Source organism: Plantactinospora sp. B24E8 (genome assembly GCF_039871735.1).
Classification (GTDB): Bacteria; Actinomycetota; Actinomycetes; order Mycobacteriales; family Micromonosporaceae; genus Plantactinospora.
The window spans coordinates 485823-500438 of record NZ_JBDPMH010000002.1; the positions used below are offsets into that span (position 1 = coordinate 485823).

Annotated in this window: 12 protein-coding genes and 1 pseudogene; 5 read left to right on the forward strand and 8 right to left on the reverse strand. The window is 71.8% G+C overall.

Annotated elements, in window-relative coordinates:
- The first annotated feature begins 57 nt into the window (after nucleotides 1–57).
- The 3 genes from allB (at nucleotide 58) to ABGB21_RS05990 (ending at nucleotide 2941) form a co-directional block, all read left to right on the forward strand.
- A complete protein-coding gene (allB, locus tag ABGB21_RS05980) occupies nucleotides 58–1368 on the forward strand; it encodes an allantoinase AllB (RefSeq protein ID WP_347676677.1) in 1311 nt (436 codons plus the stop codon).
- Nucleotides 1365–2489, forward strand: a complete 1125-nt coding sequence (gene alc, locus ABGB21_RS05985) for an allantoicase (RefSeq protein WP_347676679.1) — start codon at nucleotides 1365–1367, stop codon at nucleotides 2487–2489. Before allB ends, alc begins: the two co-directional genes overlap by 4 nt.
- Before the next feature lie 317 nt (nucleotides 2490–2806).
- Nucleotides 2807–2941, forward strand: a complete 135-nt coding sequence (locus tag ABGB21_RS05990; RefSeq protein WP_347676681.1) for a hypothetical protein — start codon at nucleotides 2807–2809, stop codon at nucleotides 2939–2941.
- 141 nt (nucleotides 2942–3082) lie between these two features.
- Here ABGB21_RS05990 and ABGB21_RS05995 read toward each other — a convergent pair.
- The 4 genes and pseudogenes from ABGB21_RS05995 to ABGB21_RS06010 all read right to left on the reverse strand — a co-directional run.
- Nucleotides 3083–3571, reverse strand: a pseudogene (locus tag ABGB21_RS05995) (MFS transporter); the annotation flags it as partial.
- Between the two features lie 293 nt (nucleotides 3572–3864).
- Nucleotides 3865–5298: an MFS transporter gene (locus tag ABGB21_RS06000; protein WP_347657401.1), complete on the reverse strand. Its 1434-nt coding sequence runs from the start codon at nucleotides 5296–5298 to the stop codon at nucleotides 3865–3867.
- A 269-nt stretch (nucleotides 5299–5567) separates the two neighbouring features.
- A complete protein-coding gene (locus ABGB21_RS06005) occupies nucleotides 5568–7019 on the reverse strand; it encodes an aldehyde dehydrogenase (RefSeq protein WP_347676683.1) in 1452 nt (483 codons plus the stop codon).
- Between the two features lie 287 nt (nucleotides 7020–7306).
- Entirely contained in the window at nucleotides 7307–8146 is an 840-nt protein-coding gene (locus ABGB21_RS06010; RefSeq protein WP_347657403.1) for an oxidoreductase, read from the reverse strand.
- Between the two features lie 183 nt (nucleotides 8147–8329).
- Here ABGB21_RS06010 and ABGB21_RS06015 point away from each other — a divergent pair, with 183 nt between their 5' ends.
- Complete coding sequence (locus tag ABGB21_RS06015) at nucleotides 8330–8875, forward strand: TetR family transcriptional regulator (protein WP_347657404.1); 546 nt, start codon at nucleotides 8330–8332, stop codon at nucleotides 8873–8875.
- A gap of 137 nt (nucleotides 8876–9012) precedes the next feature.
- Here the strand turns inward: ABGB21_RS06015 and ABGB21_RS06020 are convergent, their stop codons facing one another.
- The 3 genes from ABGB21_RS06020 to ABGB21_RS06030 form a co-directional block, all read right to left on the reverse strand.
- Nucleotides 9013–9612 carry a general stress protein gene (locus ABGB21_RS06020; RefSeq protein ID WP_347676685.1) on the reverse strand — a complete coding sequence of 200 codons (600 nt, stop codon included), beginning with the start codon at nucleotides 9610–9612 and terminating at the stop codon, nucleotides 9013–9015.
- A 73-nt stretch (nucleotides 9613–9685) separates the two neighbouring features.
- Nucleotides 9686–10513 (reverse strand): helix-turn-helix transcriptional regulator, encoded by an 828-nt coding sequence (locus tag ABGB21_RS06025; protein ID WP_347676687.1) that lies wholly within the window; start codon nucleotides 10511–10513, stop codon nucleotides 9686–9688.
- Nucleotides 10514–10645: 132 nt separating this feature from the next.
- Nucleotides 10646–12031 (reverse strand): glycoside hydrolase family 6 protein, encoded by a 1386-nt coding sequence (locus tag ABGB21_RS06030; protein ID WP_347676689.1) that lies wholly within the window; start codon nucleotides 12029–12031, stop codon nucleotides 10646–10648.
- A 259-nt stretch (nucleotides 12032–12290) separates the two neighbouring features.
- Here ABGB21_RS06030 and ABGB21_RS06035 point away from each other — a divergent pair, with 259 nt between their 5' ends.
- Nucleotides 12291–13235: a sensor histidine kinase gene (locus ABGB21_RS06035; RefSeq protein WP_347676691.1), complete on the forward strand. Its 945-nt coding sequence runs from the start codon at nucleotides 12291–12293 to the stop codon at nucleotides 13233–13235.
- Nucleotides 13236–13257: 22 nt separating this feature from the next.
- Here ABGB21_RS06035 and ABGB21_RS06040 read toward each other — a convergent pair whose 3' ends face one another.
- Complete coding sequence (locus ABGB21_RS06040; protein ID WP_347657408.1) at nucleotides 13258–14616, reverse strand: cation:proton antiporter; 1359 nt, start codon at nucleotides 14614–14616, stop codon at nucleotides 13258–13260.

Here is a 14616-nt window from a genome sequence, read left to right on the forward strand (position 1 = left end):
GGGTGCTGGCGCGTGGACGGCGCCAACCCTGCCGACGACGTGAGGGGAGCGGACCGGGTGGACGACGAACTGGTGCTGCGGTCCCGCCGGGTGTTGCTGCCCGACGGTGAACGCCCGGCGGCGGTCCGGATCCGTGACGGTCGGATCGCCGCGATCGCCGGATACCACGACCTGCCCGGTGCGGACCTGGGCACCCTGGCGCTGCTGCCCGGCCTGGTCGACACGCACGTGCACGTGAACGAGCCGGGCCGGACCGAGTGGGAGGGGTACCGGACGGCGACCCGGGCCGCGCTGGCCGGCGGCATCACCACCATCGTCGACATGCCGCTGAACTCGGTCCCGCCGACGGTCACCGTGCCGGCGCTGCGTGACAAGCGGGCGGCGGCCCGGGACCGCTGCCATGTCGACGTCGGCTTCTGGGGCGGGGCGGTGCCCGACCATCTCGCCGACCTGCCGGCCCTCGCCGCCGCGGGGGTCTTCGGCTTCAAGGCGTTCCTGGTCGACTCGGGGGTGCCGGAGTTCCCGCCGCTGGACCCGGCCGGGCTGGGCCGGGCGCTGGCCGCCGTGGACGCGCTCTTCCTGGTGCACGCCGAGGATCCGGCCGAGCTGCGGCCGGCCCCGGCGTCCGCCCGCTACCGGGACTTCCTCGACTCCCGGCCGCCGTCGGCGGAGCGGCGGGCGGTGGAGGCGGTGCTGGCGGTCGCCCGTCGTACCGGCGGCCGGGTGCACATCCTGCACCTGTCCGCCGCGGACGCGCTGGCCCCGCTGCGCGCCGCCCGCCGGGACGGGGTACGGGTCACCGCCGAGACCTGCCCGCACTACCTGGTCCTCGACGCCGCCGAAATACCTGATGGCGCCACCGAGTTCAAGTGCTGCCCGCCGATCCGGGACGCGGCGAACCGGGACGCGCTCTGGGCGGCGTTGGCGGACGGGACGGTCGACTGCGTGGTCTCCGACCACTCGCCGTGTCCGCCGGCGCTGAAACAGTTCGGCGGCGGGGACTTCGCGGCCGCCTGGGGCGGCGTCGCGTCCCTGCAACTCGGCCTGCCGCTGGTCTGGACCGAGGCCCGCCGACGCGGGCACGGGCTGGCTGACCTGGTGCGCTGGATGGCCCGCCGACCGGCCGAGATCGCCGGCCTGCCCGGCAAGGGGCGCATCGAGGTCGGCGCCGACGCCGACCTGGTCGCGCTGGATCCCGACGACGTTTTCACCGTCGACCCGGCGCGGTTGTTCCACCGGCACCCGGTCACCCCGTACGCCGGTCGCCGGTTGACCGGGGTGGTCCGGGCGACCTGGCTGGGCGGACGACCGGTCGGCCCGACGGATCCGCCGCGTGGCCGGCTGCTCGCGGCCGGGGTGCCGAGGTGACCGCGGAGCGGTTCGGCGGCCCGTCGGCCGGGGCGGGCGGCGGGCTGACGGAGGCCGATGACCTGCCCGACCTGGCCTCCCGGCTGCTCGGTGGCGGGGTGGTGGCGGCCAACGACGAGTTCTTCGCCGCCCGGGACAACCTGGTCGACCCGGAGCCGCCGACCTTCGCCGCCGGCACCTTCGGGGCCAAGGGACAGGTGTACGACGGCTGGGAGACCCGACGCCGCCGGGAACCCGGGCACGACCACGCGATCGTCCGGCTCGGCGCCCCCGGGGTCGTCCGGACGGTGGTGGTCGACACCTCCTTCTTCACCGGCAACTTTCCGCCGTATGCCTCCGTCGAGGGTTGCGGGATGGCCGGCTATCCGAGTCCGGACGAACTCGCCGGGGCGGATTGGCTGCCGCTGGTGGCCCGGTCACCGCTGCGCGGGGACGCCCGCAACGTCTTCCCGGTGAGCGTGCCGCACCGCTGCACCCACGTACGGCTGCGGATCTACCCCGACGGTGGGGTGGCCCGGCTCCGGGTACACGGCGTGGTCGTACCTGATCCGGCGCTGTTCCCCGACGGCCTGCTCGACCTCGCGGCGCTGGAGCACGGCGGACTGGTGGTCGACTGCAGCGACCGGTTCTACGGCGCGCCGCAGCAGCTGATCGCCCCCGGCCTGGCCCAGAACATGGGTGAGGGCTGGGAGACCGCCCGCCGCCGCGACGACGGCAACGACTGGGTACGGCTCCGGCTGGCCGCCGCCGGGCAGATCCGCCTGATCGAACTGGACACCAGCCACTTCAAGGGCAACGCCCCGGCCGCCGCGTCGCTGCGTGGCCTGGACGCCCGGCGGGCCGATCCGGCGGACCCGTCGGCCTGGTTCGAGATCCTGCCCCGGACCCGGCTGCAGCCGGACACCCGGCACCGGTTCCCGGTCAACGGGGCGGCGACCGCCACCGACGTCCGGCTGGACATCTTCCCGGACGGCGGTCTGGCCCGGCTCCGACTGCCGGGGCGACTCGTCCCGGAGGAGCGGACCCGGTTGCGGCGGCGCTGGTCGGAGTCGCTGCCGCCGGGACACGCCAGGCAGTTGGCCGGACCGCCGCCCCGCCCGTCCGGCGCATGGTGGCCGTGACCCCGGCTTTCGGACGGCCGTCGACCGGGGTTCGGGACGGCCGACCCACCGGGCCGCTCGGCTGGTGCCGCATTCGGTAGGTCGATTCGGATGACGTGCCGGTATCGGCGCGTAGGGCGCGGAACACTGCAGGACGGTGCAGACGCGTCGAACCCCGACGATCCGGTGGTCGGGTCGCGGGCCGAGTCGCGGGCGTGTCCCGTCGGTCGGCGGCGCGGGCATGCTACCCGGCAGATAGGCGGCTCTCCGGGGTTTCCGGCGGCCCAGAGCGGTAACTCCGATACCGCAACGGTGACGAGCGCAAGGGGAGGAACAGCATGTCCGGCGAGATCACTGAGGCCGAGCGGGACCTGCCGGAGCCGGCGGCGGTGGAGAGTGAACGGGGGGCCCTGGTCGCGGTCCTGGTGATGGTCGTGCTCGGCGTCGCCGGCATCTTCGCGGTTTCGGCCTGACACCGGCCTCGCGGTCACGGACGGACCGCGGTCTCGCGGCCTGATCGGACCGGGGTCCCGCGATCCGGTTCGAGCGCGGCTTGCGTGGCCTGGGCGCAGCGTCCCGGCGTCGTCGTACCGCCGGCGGTCGAGCCGGACCGCGGCCATCCCGGCCGCGACGCAGATTCCGGCCGCCAGGGCCAGCGGCACCCGGTGGTCGAGCAGGATCAGCCCCGCACCGATCGGGTTGGCGATCGCGACGGGTGCGAACAGCAGGGTGTTCGCGGTCGCGGCCACCCTGCCGAGCAGCCGCTCGGGCGTACCGGTCTGGACCGCGGTGACGGCGGCGACCAGGGTCCAGGGCAGTCCGATCCCGATGACCAGGGAACTGGCGACGGTCGCCGGCCACCACGGTACGCACCGCAGGGCGGTGCCGGCCGCGAAGACCAGCGCGCCGACCACGCCGGTGGCCAGGGTGCCCCGGGCCCGCAGCAGTCGGCCGACGACCAGGCCGCCGAGGATGGAGCTGGCGCCCTGCGCCGAGGTGAGGACGCCGAGGAAGGTGGCGGTCTCCTTCGCCAGGGCGGCCGGCAGCAGGGCCGCCTCGGCCGCGTCGACCACTACGTAGCTGACGCGGTAGCCGAGCATCATGGTGAAGATGAGCCAGGTCTGGGCCTCGGTGCGGACCGAGGGGAGGGACAGGACGGGGTACACGGTCTGCCAGGGCGGTAGGTCGTGCGGCAGCAGTCTCCATGCGCAGCGGGCCCGCAGCCAGTAAGCAGTGCGCAACCACCCTGCTACCAGCCCACATGCCCGCTGACCGGCGCTTCAGACACCCTCTAGCCCGCCAGAGCCATGCTCTGCTGTGCCCAGACGGTGCGTTCTTCGAGCTGAACAATCGTGGTGTGCCGTTGCTGTCGTGGGTTGTTCGGTTGTTCCGTTGATCAGGCCCGGGTGACCGCATCCGGCTGCGGGTCAGGGCTGTCGGTCGCTCGGCCCGGCGGGTGGGCGGCGTGTCGAGCGGGCGCGAGGGCCGCGGCGAGTGCGGCGCCGACGAGGAACAGGGTCAGCACCGAGAAGCCGTGGGTGTAGCCGGAGACGTAGGGCAGCCCGGTATGCGCGAGGTGGCTGGTGACGAGCAGGCTCATGATGGCGGTTCCGATGGCACCGCCGATGGAGCGGAGGTTGGCGTTCATGCCGGTCGCGGCGCCGGCCTGCTCGGCAGGCACGCTGCTGACGATGAGGTTGGCCATGGACGCGAAAGCCAGGCCGACGCCGAGGCCGAAGACTCCCGCTGCGACGGCGATCTGCCACTGCTCGTCATGCAACAGGGCGAGGATGGCGCATGCGAGTGCGGCGAGGCCCGAACCGGCGATCAGCAGGTGCTTGGCGCCGAGCCGTGGTCCCAGGCGGCCGCTGAGGACACCGGCGACGAACATGGCGATCAGCATGGGCAGCATGAGCAGCCCGGATGCGGTGACGCTCGCACCGAAGCCGTATCCGGCCGAACTCGGCGTCTGTACGAAGCCCGGCAGGAAGGCCCAGACCGAGGAGAGGCCGGCGCCGAACAGCAGAGCGGCCGTGTTCGTGGTCCACACCGGCCGCCTGCGCAGAACGCGCAGATCGATCATCGGGCTCGGACTGCGTGACTCGGTGCGCAGCCACAGGCCGAAGAGGACGACGGCCGCGGCGAACAGCGAGATCACGGAGGCGGAGTTCCAGCCCCACCGGCTGCCCCGGCTGACCGGCAGGAGTAGTGCCACCAGCCAGCCGGACAGCAGCAGCGCACTGAGCCAGTTGACGTGTCCCTGCGCACGGTGAGGCGATTCGGGGATGCGGCGCGCGGCTATGAAGGCGGTGACGGCGACGATGGCGACGGGGATCCAGAACAGCCAGCGGTAGTCGAGCGCGGCGACGATGGGCCCGGCGGCGACGATGCCGACGCCGCCGCCCGCGGCGATGACTGCGGAGAGGCTGCTGATGCGGCCGCTGACCTGGCCGGCCGCGAACTGGTCGCGGATGATGCCGAACGAGAGCGGGAACACCGCCCCGCCGATGCCCTGCACGACACGGGCGACGATCAGGACGCCGACGGTGGGTGCCAGCGCCGCGAGCAGGCACCCTACGAGCACTGCCACCAGGACGGCGACGAGCGTGCGCTTCTTGCCGAGCAGATCGCCGACGCGGCCGAGGATCGGGGTGAACACCGAGGCGGACAGCAGATAGGCCGTCATCACCCACGTGGTGGTGGACTGAGAGGTGTGCAGTGCGTGCTGGATCGTCGGCAACGCCGGCGCGATCAGCGACTGCAGCATCGAGAACACGCCCGCACCACTGGCGAGGACCGCGAAGGTGAGGCGGAGCGACTTGCTGGGCATGGAATGGCTCTCCGAGGAACGGAAGGATGGCGAAGGGCGCCGGGAGCAGTCGCACAGCGTGATTCGGACGGCCACGGCTCGAGGGGCCTGGCAGGATTCGTGCGGGCGGCATCCCGTGGGCGAGACCGAAGGTCCCGCCGGTGTGCTGCGCAGTCCCCCGGCCGGCCGGTGCCGCGAGTGGGCCGTTTCGCGGGCGGGCCCGTCAGGCGAGCGGGAGCGGTGCGGGACGGACCTTTCGTTCTCCGGCAGTCCGTCCCGCTGGGGTGTACCTACCGGGTGCGGGTGATCGACTTGTGCTCGACGTAACCGGTCAGGCCGACCTTGCCGTACTCACGGCCGAGGCCGCTGGCCTTGTAGCCGCCGAAGGGGCCGTCGAAGCTGATCGGCGAGCCGTTCAGGGTCACGGTGCCGGTGCGCAGTCGGCGGGCGGTGGCCAGGGCGCGGTCGGGATCAGCGGTCCAGATACCGCCGGACAGGCCGTACTGGGAGTCGTTGGCGATGCGGACGGCGTCGTCATCGTCGTCGTAGGCGATGACGACCAGAACCGGGCCGAAGATCTCCTCCTGCGCGATGCGCATGCTGTTGTCGACGTCGGCGAACACGGTGGGCGTGACGTAGTTGCCCTTCTCCAGGCCTTCGGGGACGTGCGGGCCGCCGGTCACCAGGCGTGCGCCGTCCTCGATACCGATGTTGATGTAGTCGATGACGCGCTGCTGCTGGTCGCGGCGGATCATCGGGCCGATGAAGGTGTCCGGGGCGGAGGGGTCGCCGACCTTCAGTGACTCGACCATCTCCTTCACCGCGGCCACGACCTCCTCGTAACGGCTGCGGGGGGCCAGGATGCGGGTCTGCAGGATGCACGCCTCGCCGTTGTTGCCCAGGGAGCCGAACCGCAGACCCTGCATCGCGACCGTAAGGTCCGCGTCGTCCAGGATGAGCGCGGCGGACTTGCCGCCGAGCTCCAGGCCCACCCGCTTCAGCTGCTCGCCGGCGATGGAGGCGATACGGCGCCCGGCCCGCGTCGAACCGGTGAAGGAGATCTTGTCCACCCCGGCGTGCGAGACGAGGTACTCGCTGGTCTGACGGTCGGCCGGAAGGACGCTGAGCACGCCCTCGGGCAGGCCTGCCTCGTTCCAGAGGTCGGCCAGCAGGGCCATGCTCAGCGAGTTCTCCGGGGAGACCTTCAGGACGACGGTGTTTCCGGCCAGCAGGGCCGGGACCAGCTTGGCGGTGGCTGCGGAGAACGGCGAGTTCCACGGGATGACGGCGGCGACCACGCCGATCGCCTCGCGGCGCACGATGGTGTCGAAGGACACCGACGGGTCGGACGGCTCGATGATCTCCTCCCAGCCGAACTCCTCGGCCGCTTTGAGGTAGGCGTTGACCTGGCGGCTCAGGAAGGGCTGGCCGACCTTGGTGAACCAGCCGGCGGATCCGTTCTCCGCGGAGATCGCCTCGGCGATCTCATCGGCGCGGGCGGTACGCAGCGCGTCGTAACGGCGTACGACCTCCTGGCGTTCCGCCGGCGTGGTGTGCGGCCACGGACCGTGGTCGAAGGCGGCGCGGGCCGCGGCGACGGCCTTGTCCACGTCCGCCGGCGCGGCCTGCGCCACGCGGCCGATCACCGACTGGTCGTGGGGGGAAAGGATGTCGAGCGTCAACTCCGGGGCGCTGGGGGCAACCCAGGAACCACCGATGTACAGATTGTCGCGAACGGTCATTTCTTAACTGTTCCTTTGTGCAAAGGGGCGAGAGGATGGTGGGAAGGAGGGAGTGGGGGACGCGTCGGCAAGCCGGCAGGTGCGGGCGGAGCCACCTCGCGTGCGGGGATCTGCGCGAAGCCGCTCCGCGCGGTGATGTCGAAAGGACAGGTGGGCGCTCCGACCGGGCTGGCTGAGCCGGCCTTCGGCGGTGGGGCAGCCGCGCCCCGGTGGTTGTGCCGACCACCGGAGCGCGGGCAGCTCCCGATGACGCCCGAGCGTGCGGGCGCATCACCGAAACGAAGCGGTCAGGCGGTGGGGTAGTCCGTGGAGCGGCTGACCTCGGCCCATTCTCGGGCCTCGGCGAGACGCGCCTCCTCGGCGCTGATGGCGATCTCCAGGGCATCGCTACCGAGGAGCAGCCGGCGCGGGGGCTTCGCCGCCTCCACCGCGCCGACGACCGCGCGGGCCATGCGGTCGGGGTCACCCGGCTCGTTGCCGGCGTACTGGGCGAACATCGCGAGCCACGCGCCGACCGTCTCCTCGTAGTCGGCGGTGACGGGACCGGACGGCTCCGCCGCGCCTGCGGCCCAGCCCGTGCGGATGCCGCCGGGCTCGACGATGGTGACCTTGACCCCGAACGGGGCCACCTCATTCGCCAGCACCTCGGAGAACCCTTCGACGGCGAATTTCGCGGTCTGATAGGCACTGAGGCCGGGCGTGCCGCCCACGCGTCCGCCGATGGAGGATATCTGCACGATGTGCCCGGACCGCCGACCCCGCATCACTGGCAGTACCGCCCGGGTCAGGTTGACCACACCGAACAGATTCGCCTCGACCTGCGCGCGGAACTCGTCCTCTGGAAAGTCCTCGATCGAGCCGCTGGTGGCATAACCGGCGTTGTTCACGAGCACATCGATCGAACCGAACCGCTCCACCGCCGTCGCCACCACGTCCCGGGCGTCGGACGGCGAGGTGACGTCCAGCGCCACCGCCATCAGCCGCTCAGGATGCTCGGCCCGCAAGGAGGCCAGCGTCTCCGGCCTTCGAGAAGTCACCACGACCCTGTCACCGGCGCCCAGCGCCGCAAGAACCAGAGCCTTGCCCAGCCCCTGCGAGCCACCGGTGATCAGCCAAGTCCGTGACATAGCACATCCCTCTTCTCGTGCGTCATCTCGTCGTTCCCCCCAGCGCTCCAGCGCGGGATCGCCACCCCACAGTAGAGAAATTTCCCGGTACTGTCACACTCAAGTTGCGTTTTCAACGGGTGTTGTGACTCACAAGTTGAATGTTGCGCCGAAAGTGACCACTGGACGTAGAATCTCCAGATCATGAGAGCTGACGCCGCACGCAACCTCACCGCCGTGCTCCAGGCCGGGGCCCAGTTGCTGGCCGAGGACCCGGGCACCTCGATGGCGGCCATCGCCGCCGCCGCAGGAGTAGACCGCACCACCGTCCACCGCCGCTTCGCCAGCCGCGAGGCCCTGCTCAGCGCCGTCTTCCAAGCCAAACTCGACTCCGCCGAACAGGTCCTGGACGAGGCACGCCTCACCGAGGCCCCTGTTCCAGTCGCCCTCCACCGCTACCTGGAAGGCATCATCACCGTCAGCCGTCAATGGCCTGTCGACACGCGCCGCATGATGCAGAAGGACCCCGAGGCCGGCATCCGCCGCCAAGAGCAGAGCGCCCGACTCGACGCCTTCGTCCGCCGCACCATCGACGAGGGCTACCTGCACGCCGGCACCGACGCGGCCTGGGCACGGGCGGTCCTCGACGGACTCGTCGACACGGCCGCCCACCAGTTCCCCGCCATGGATCCCCCGCAAGCCGCCGACCTGGTCGCCAGCACTTTCCTCAGCGGCCTCGGCGCCACCTGACGACCGACCGGATGCCGACCACCGGCGCTTCGTCAACGAATCGTTGACGCTGCCGGGCGAGCCCGGGAAGGTCCGGTGGCCGTGCCGCGCTCCGTAGAGCGGCCGCCGGCGGGACGGCGCCGATCGGTGGACGGGTGCTAACCGGTAGCGTCCGCGGGCTGCCCCGGCCAGTTCATCCGGTTGATGAGCTGGCGTGCCTGGTCCGCGAGGGTCGCGTCCACGGTCACCGCGTACTGGTTGGCGCGCAGGCTGCTGGCCGAGGTGAAGTCCCGTCGACCGCCGGTCATCGCGTGCGCGATGGCGCCGAAGATGGCACCCCAGATCGCGCCGATCACCAGACCGACCAGGATCACCGCCCACCAGTTCCCGACCGTGAAGATCCCGAAGAGCAGGCCGATGAAGAGGCCGAACCAGGCCCCGGTCGCCGCACCGGCCAGCGCCGCCCGCCCGGTGGTCATCCGGCCCAGCACCGTCTCGACCAGCGTCAGGTCGGTACCGACGATGGCGGCGCGCTCCACCGGGAACTGGTTGTCGGAGAGAAAGTCGACGGTGTACTGCGCCGACGGGTAGTCGGGGAACGAGGCGACGGTGACGGTGGTCCGCCCCGGCTCGGTACCGTCGCTGCCCGGGGCCCTGGACTGGTCCCCGGACGGCCCGGCCGGGAGGTTGTTGCCGCCGGCCAGACCGGGCACGCCGGGCATTCCGGACTGCCAGGACATTGTGGGGTTCCTGGACATGAAACATCGCCTCCTCTGTCGTCCCGTGAGTCCCCGTCCCCGCAGCGGGGTAAACAACCCGGGCGGCCCCTGGTCAGCGGGCGAGGAGCGTCCCGTCCGCCGGGCCGTGCGGCGGGCGGAGCGCCCTCGCGGTGGCCTCGTCGAGCGGGAAGAACGACTCGACGGAGAGTTCCGCCACGGTGACGTCGAGCGGGGTTTCGAAGGCGAGCACCGTGCTGAAGAAGGAGAGCCGGCGGTCGCCGTCGCGGATCCGTAGCGGCATCAGCACGTCAGCCGGGCCCGGGATCGACAGTTCCGGCTCGGGCTGGTCGCACGGATAACCGCGCAGCTCGTCGTGGAGTTCGGACAACTCGTGGTCGCCGGTGAGATCGACCTGCCGACGGAGCCGGCCGAGCAGCTGAGCCCGCCACTGGCCCAGGTTGAGGATTCGCGGGGCGAGGCCGGCCGGGTGCAGGGTCAACCGGAGCACGTTGACCGGCGGGGCGAGCAGTGAGTCGGCGGCACCCGTGGTGAGCAGGGCGGCGCCGCGGTTGGCGTCGGTCAGGTGCCAGCTCCGGTCGACCGCCAGCGCGGGGTACGGCTCATGGGTGAGCAGCACCCGGCGGACCGCCGCGCGGACCGGTTCCAGCGTCGGGGAGTCCAGCGGCGTCCGGGGATAGACCGGCGCGTACCCCGCGGCCAGCAGCAACTGGTTGCGCTCCCGCAGCGGTACGTCGAGCTGGTCGGCGAGCCGGAGCACCATGTCCCGGCTCGGCATCGCCCGACCGGTCTCCACGAAACTCAGGTGCCGGGTCGAGATCTCCGCCGCGATGGCGAGTTCGAGTTGACTCAGCCGGCGTCGCGCCCGCCAGACACGCAGCAGCCGGCCGACCGGTCGGTGCCGGGCCTCGGCGACCGTCATCTCGTCACCACCGTTCCGATCGTCCGGATGTCTGTCGGGCGCCGCCTGGTCGGGCCGGCCCGCCGCTGGGAGGGTGGGCCGGGTCGTCGCGCCGGAGGGAGTACGACGACCCGGCCCGGCGGATCCGCCGGATCAGCTGGTGCAGGCGGACCCGTTCAGGGTGAAGTTGCTGGGCGCCGGCAGGGTGCCGGTGTAGCTGCCCTGGTATCCGACGCTGACGGTGCCGCCCGAGGCGAGCGACCCGTTCCACGCCGCGTTACCGACGGTGATCTGGGTGCCGGACTGGCTCCACACGCCGCTCCAACCGTTGGCGAGCCGTACGCCGGAGCCGACGGTGAAGGTCAGGGTCCAGCCGTTGAGCGCCGCCCCGTTGTTGGTGATCCGGATCTCGGCGGTGAAGCCGCCGGTCCACTGGTTGGTGCTGTAGCTGACCCGGCAGGCGCCGGTGGCCGGCGGGGTCGTCGCGGGCGGGGTCGTCGCCGGTGGGGTGGTGGGAGGCGCGGTGGTCGGCGGTGCCGTGGTCGGTGGCGTGGTCGGCGGGTTGGGAGCCGCGATCGCCAGGTCGTACGCGCGCTGTGGGACGAACTGGCCCGCGGTGGCGATGCAGCCGTCGGCCTCGCCCGGCAGCTTGATCCAGAGGAAGGCGTCGATCGCCGAGTCGCCGGTGTTGCTGGTGCTGGCGGTGCCGATCGCCCGGCCCGGCGGGTCGCACCACTCGGAGTCGGGGGCGGGGCCGTTGCCGTTGCGGCTGGTGTCCACCACGATCTTCAGGTGCTGGGCGCCGGTGGCCGCGACGACCGCCTTGGCGTAGTTGACCGACTCGCTCGTGCTCCGGTAGTTGGAGACGTTGACCGAGATGCCGTCCGCGCTGTTCGCGATGTCGGCGCCGGTGAGCCGGGAGGCCATCACCGAGGGTGCGTGCCAGGCGGAGTTGCCCGCGTCGAAGTAGACCCTGGCCTGGCTGGACGCCCTCTTGAACGCCTTGCCGGCGTACGCCATCGAGGCGCGGGTCTCGGCCTGCTGGGACTCGGACATGCAGGTGCTCATCAGGGCCAGCACGTCCGGTTCGAGGATGACGGTGGCGGGTCGTCCGGACAGCCCGGCCGCCACCTGGTCGACCCACTGGCGGTAGGCGGTGTGGCTGGGCAGGCCGCCGCTGCTGGCGCCGCTGCAGTCCCGGTTGGGGATGTTGTAGACGACCAGGATCGGAATCTTGCCGGCCGCGGCGGCCGCGCCGACGAAGGAGTCGACCTGTCCGCGTACGGTTCCGGGGTTGTTCTGGGTGTACCACCGGCCCTGGGGGACGCTGGCGATGCGGTCCCGGATGATCGCGGTGCGGGAGTCGTTCGGGTTGGCGGCCACCCAGCGGGCCGCGCTGGTGTCCGGGTCGACGTAGAAGGCCGAGTCGGCGGCCTGGGCCGGGCTGGGGCGCAACAGGCCGACACCGACGGTGGCCGTCACGGCGAGTGCCGTGACGGCTATCGCGCCGGCTGCGGTGAGCGCGGGTCTGAGCTGCATGCGGTACTCCCTCGGGGACGGTGGGAGATTGAGTACTGCCAATGGAAGCGCTCCCATAGACATCGACAACGGTAAGGCCATGTTGCGTCCATGTGAAGCCCTGGTTTCGACGGTCCGGTGTTGTGGCAGGTCACGGGGGTGCCGACTTCTGGTCGACCACGGTGTTCCGTTGGGCGCTCGGCGTCGTCCCCGGTTGCCGTCGACGCGTACGCTGCTGCTCGGAGGTGCGGGTGAACGCGTCACGGGTGGCGGGCGGGCGATGACGTTCAGGTCGGAGGCCCGACGGGAGGCCGGTGCACTCCGGCACGATGCCCTCTTCTACCGGGGCGACGACGACTACGTCGCCGGGATCCGGCTGTTCGTGGAGGCCGGGCTGACCAGCGGTGAGCCGGTCCTGGTCGCCGTCCCCGGGACCCGTCTCGACCTGCTGCGGGCGGCCCTGGGTGCCCCGACCGAACTGCGCTACGTGGACATGGCCCGGGACGGTCGCAACCCCGCGTGGATCATCCCCGGAGTGCTGCACGCCTTCGTCACCGAGCAGGCCGGCCGCCGGGTCCGGATCGTCGGCGAACCCGTCTGGCCGGAGCGTTCGGCGCTCGCCTACCCCCGCTGCGTACAGCACGAGGCACTGATCAACATCGCCCTCGCCGATGCGCCGGTCAGCATCCTCTGCCCGTACGACGCGCTGCGGCTGGACGCGGACGTCATCGCCGACGCGGCCAGCACCCACCCGTTCCTGATCCGCGACGGCGACCGCCAGCCGAGCGCCGGCTACGGCCGCCCGGAGGACGTTGTCGACGCCTACAACGTGCCCTTTCCCACGCCGTCACCGTCCGCGTCCACCCTCTTCTTCGACGTCTCGGGACTCTCCGGGATGCGCGCCATGGTGGCCGCGCTGGCCCGGGAGGCGGGCCTGACCGCCGACCGGATCGAGGACCTGCGGGTGGCGGCCAACGAGATCGCCACCAACGCCGTGACGCACTCGGGTCGACCGGCGGTGGCCCGGGTCTGGACCGACGAGGAGGGCCTGATCTGCGAGATCACCGGCACGAGTGTGCTCACCGACCGGCTCGCCGGCCGGATAGCGCCGTCGCCACTGCAGGACCGGGGTCGTGGCCTGCTGCTGGTCAACTATCTCTGCGATCTGGTGCAGGTGCACACCGACGACTCCTCGACCACCGTCCGGCTGCACATGTACCGGTGACCTCGGGGCCGCCGGGGCTGGTTCACCGGGCCGTCCGGTCGTCGGCACCCGGGCGCCGCGGTGCCGGGAGAGCCGGTCGTCCGGAGACCGGCTCCGTCACACCGTCGGGCCGGTCGTCCGGTTCCGCCGCCGACCCGGACCGGGTACGCCAGGTACCCCGGTCCAGGCGCTGCATCACCGGTGTCGCGGCCACCCCGTGGACGACGACGGAGATGACCACCACCAGACCGGCGGTCGCCCAGAGCAGGTCGAGTTGGGGGAAATCCGCGTGGCTGGCGGCGTACGCCAGGTAGTAGAGGGTGCCGACGCCCCGGATGCCGAAGGTGGCGATGACCCAGCGTTCGGCCGGGCGTCCGGGCGTACCGAGCAGCGACAGCCAGCCGGTCAACGGCCGGACGACCACGATCAGGACGATCGCCAGCGCCACCGCGGACCAGGTCAACGGGGCCAGCAGACCGGTGACCACGGCCCCGCCGAACAGCAGCAGCAACAGGACGGTGAGCAGTCGCTCCACCTGCTCGGCGAAGTGGTGCAGCACCTGGTGGTACTCGTGCGACCGCTCGGCGGCCCGGATCGCCCGGGCGGTGACGAAGACCGCGATGAACCCGTACCCGCCGACCAGTTCGACCAGGCCGAACGAGAGGAAGGTGGCCGCCAGCGCGAGGAAGCCCTCCGAGTGCCGGGCCAGCCGCAGCCGCTCCGAGCGGACCCGGAAGAACAACCGGCCGAGCAGCCACCCCACCAGCAGACCGCCGGCCAGGCCGACCAGCGTCCGGTACGCCACGTCGACGGTCAACCACCGGCCCAGCCACTGCCCGGGGGCCAGGCCGGCGGTGGCGATCGCGACGGCGGCGTAGACGAACGGGAAGGCGAGACCGTCGTTGAGCCCGGCTTCCGAGGTCAGGGCGAACCGCACCTCGTCCTCCGAGTCCTCCACGTCGGTCGGCTCACCGACCTGCACGTCGGAGGCGAGCACCGGGTCGGTCGGGGCCAACGCGGCGGCCAGCAGCAGCGCCGCCGCCGGCGCCAGCCCCAGCCACCACCAGCCGAGCAGCGCCACCGCACCGATGCAGAGCGGCATCGCCACGGCCAGCAGCCGGAACGTCGACGACCAGCGACGTCGCCCGAACGGTCGGTCGATCTTGAGACCGGCCCCCATCAGAGCCACGATCACGCCGATCTCGGTCAACTGCGTGGTGATGTCGGAGTGGGTCAACGGATCCGGGTCCGGCAGCCCGAGCGGCAGTAGGAACACCACCATGCCGAGCCCGAGGAAGGCGATCGGCATGGAGAGCGGTCGACGTTCCAGCAGCCGCGGCAGGATCCCGGCGAGCAGCGCGCCCAGCCCCAGCATCGCGTACGCCAACGCGGAGAGTTCCAT

Excerpts from the sequence above, each read along its gene's own strand:
- ABGB21_RS05990 (WP_347676681.1), top strand. The coding sequence starts at position 2,807 with ATGTCCGGCGAGATCACTGAGGCCGAGCGGGACCTGCCGGAGCCGGCG.
- ABGB21_RS06000 (WP_347657401.1), bottom strand. The coding sequence starts at position 5,298 with ATGCCCAGCAAGTCGCTCCGCCTCACCTTCGCGGTCCTCGCCAGTGGT.
- ABGB21_RS06005 (WP_347676683.1), bottom strand. The coding sequence starts at position 7,019 with ATGACCGTTCGCGACAATCTGTACATCGGTGGTTCCTGGGTTGCCCCC.
- ABGB21_RS06010 (WP_347657403.1), bottom strand. The coding sequence starts at position 8,146 with ATGTCACGGACTTGGCTGATCACCGGTGGCTCGCAGGGGCTGGGCAAG.
- ABGB21_RS06015 (WP_347657404.1), top strand. The coding sequence starts at position 8,330 with ATGAGAGCTGACGCCGCACGCAACCTCACCGCCGTGCTCCAGGCCGGG.
- ABGB21_RS06020 (WP_347676685.1), bottom strand. The coding sequence starts at position 9,612 with ATGTCCAGGAACCCCACAATGTCCTGGCAGTCCGGAATGCCCGGCGTG.
- ABGB21_RS06025 (WP_347676687.1), bottom strand. The coding sequence starts at position 10,513 with ATGACGGTCGCCGAGGCCCGGCACCGACCGGTCGGCCGGCTGCTGCGT.
- ABGB21_RS06030 (WP_347676689.1), bottom strand. The coding sequence starts at position 12,031 with ATGCAGCTCAGACCCGCGCTCACCGCAGCCGGCGCGATAGCCGTCACG.
- ABGB21_RS06035 (WP_347676691.1), top strand. The coding sequence starts at position 12,291 with ATGACGTTCAGGTCGGAGGCCCGACGGGAGGCCGGTGCACTCCGGCAC.
- ABGB21_RS06040 (WP_347657408.1), bottom strand. The coding sequence starts at position 14,616 with ATGGAACTCTCCGCGTTGGCGTACGCGATGCTGGGGCTGGGCGCGCTG.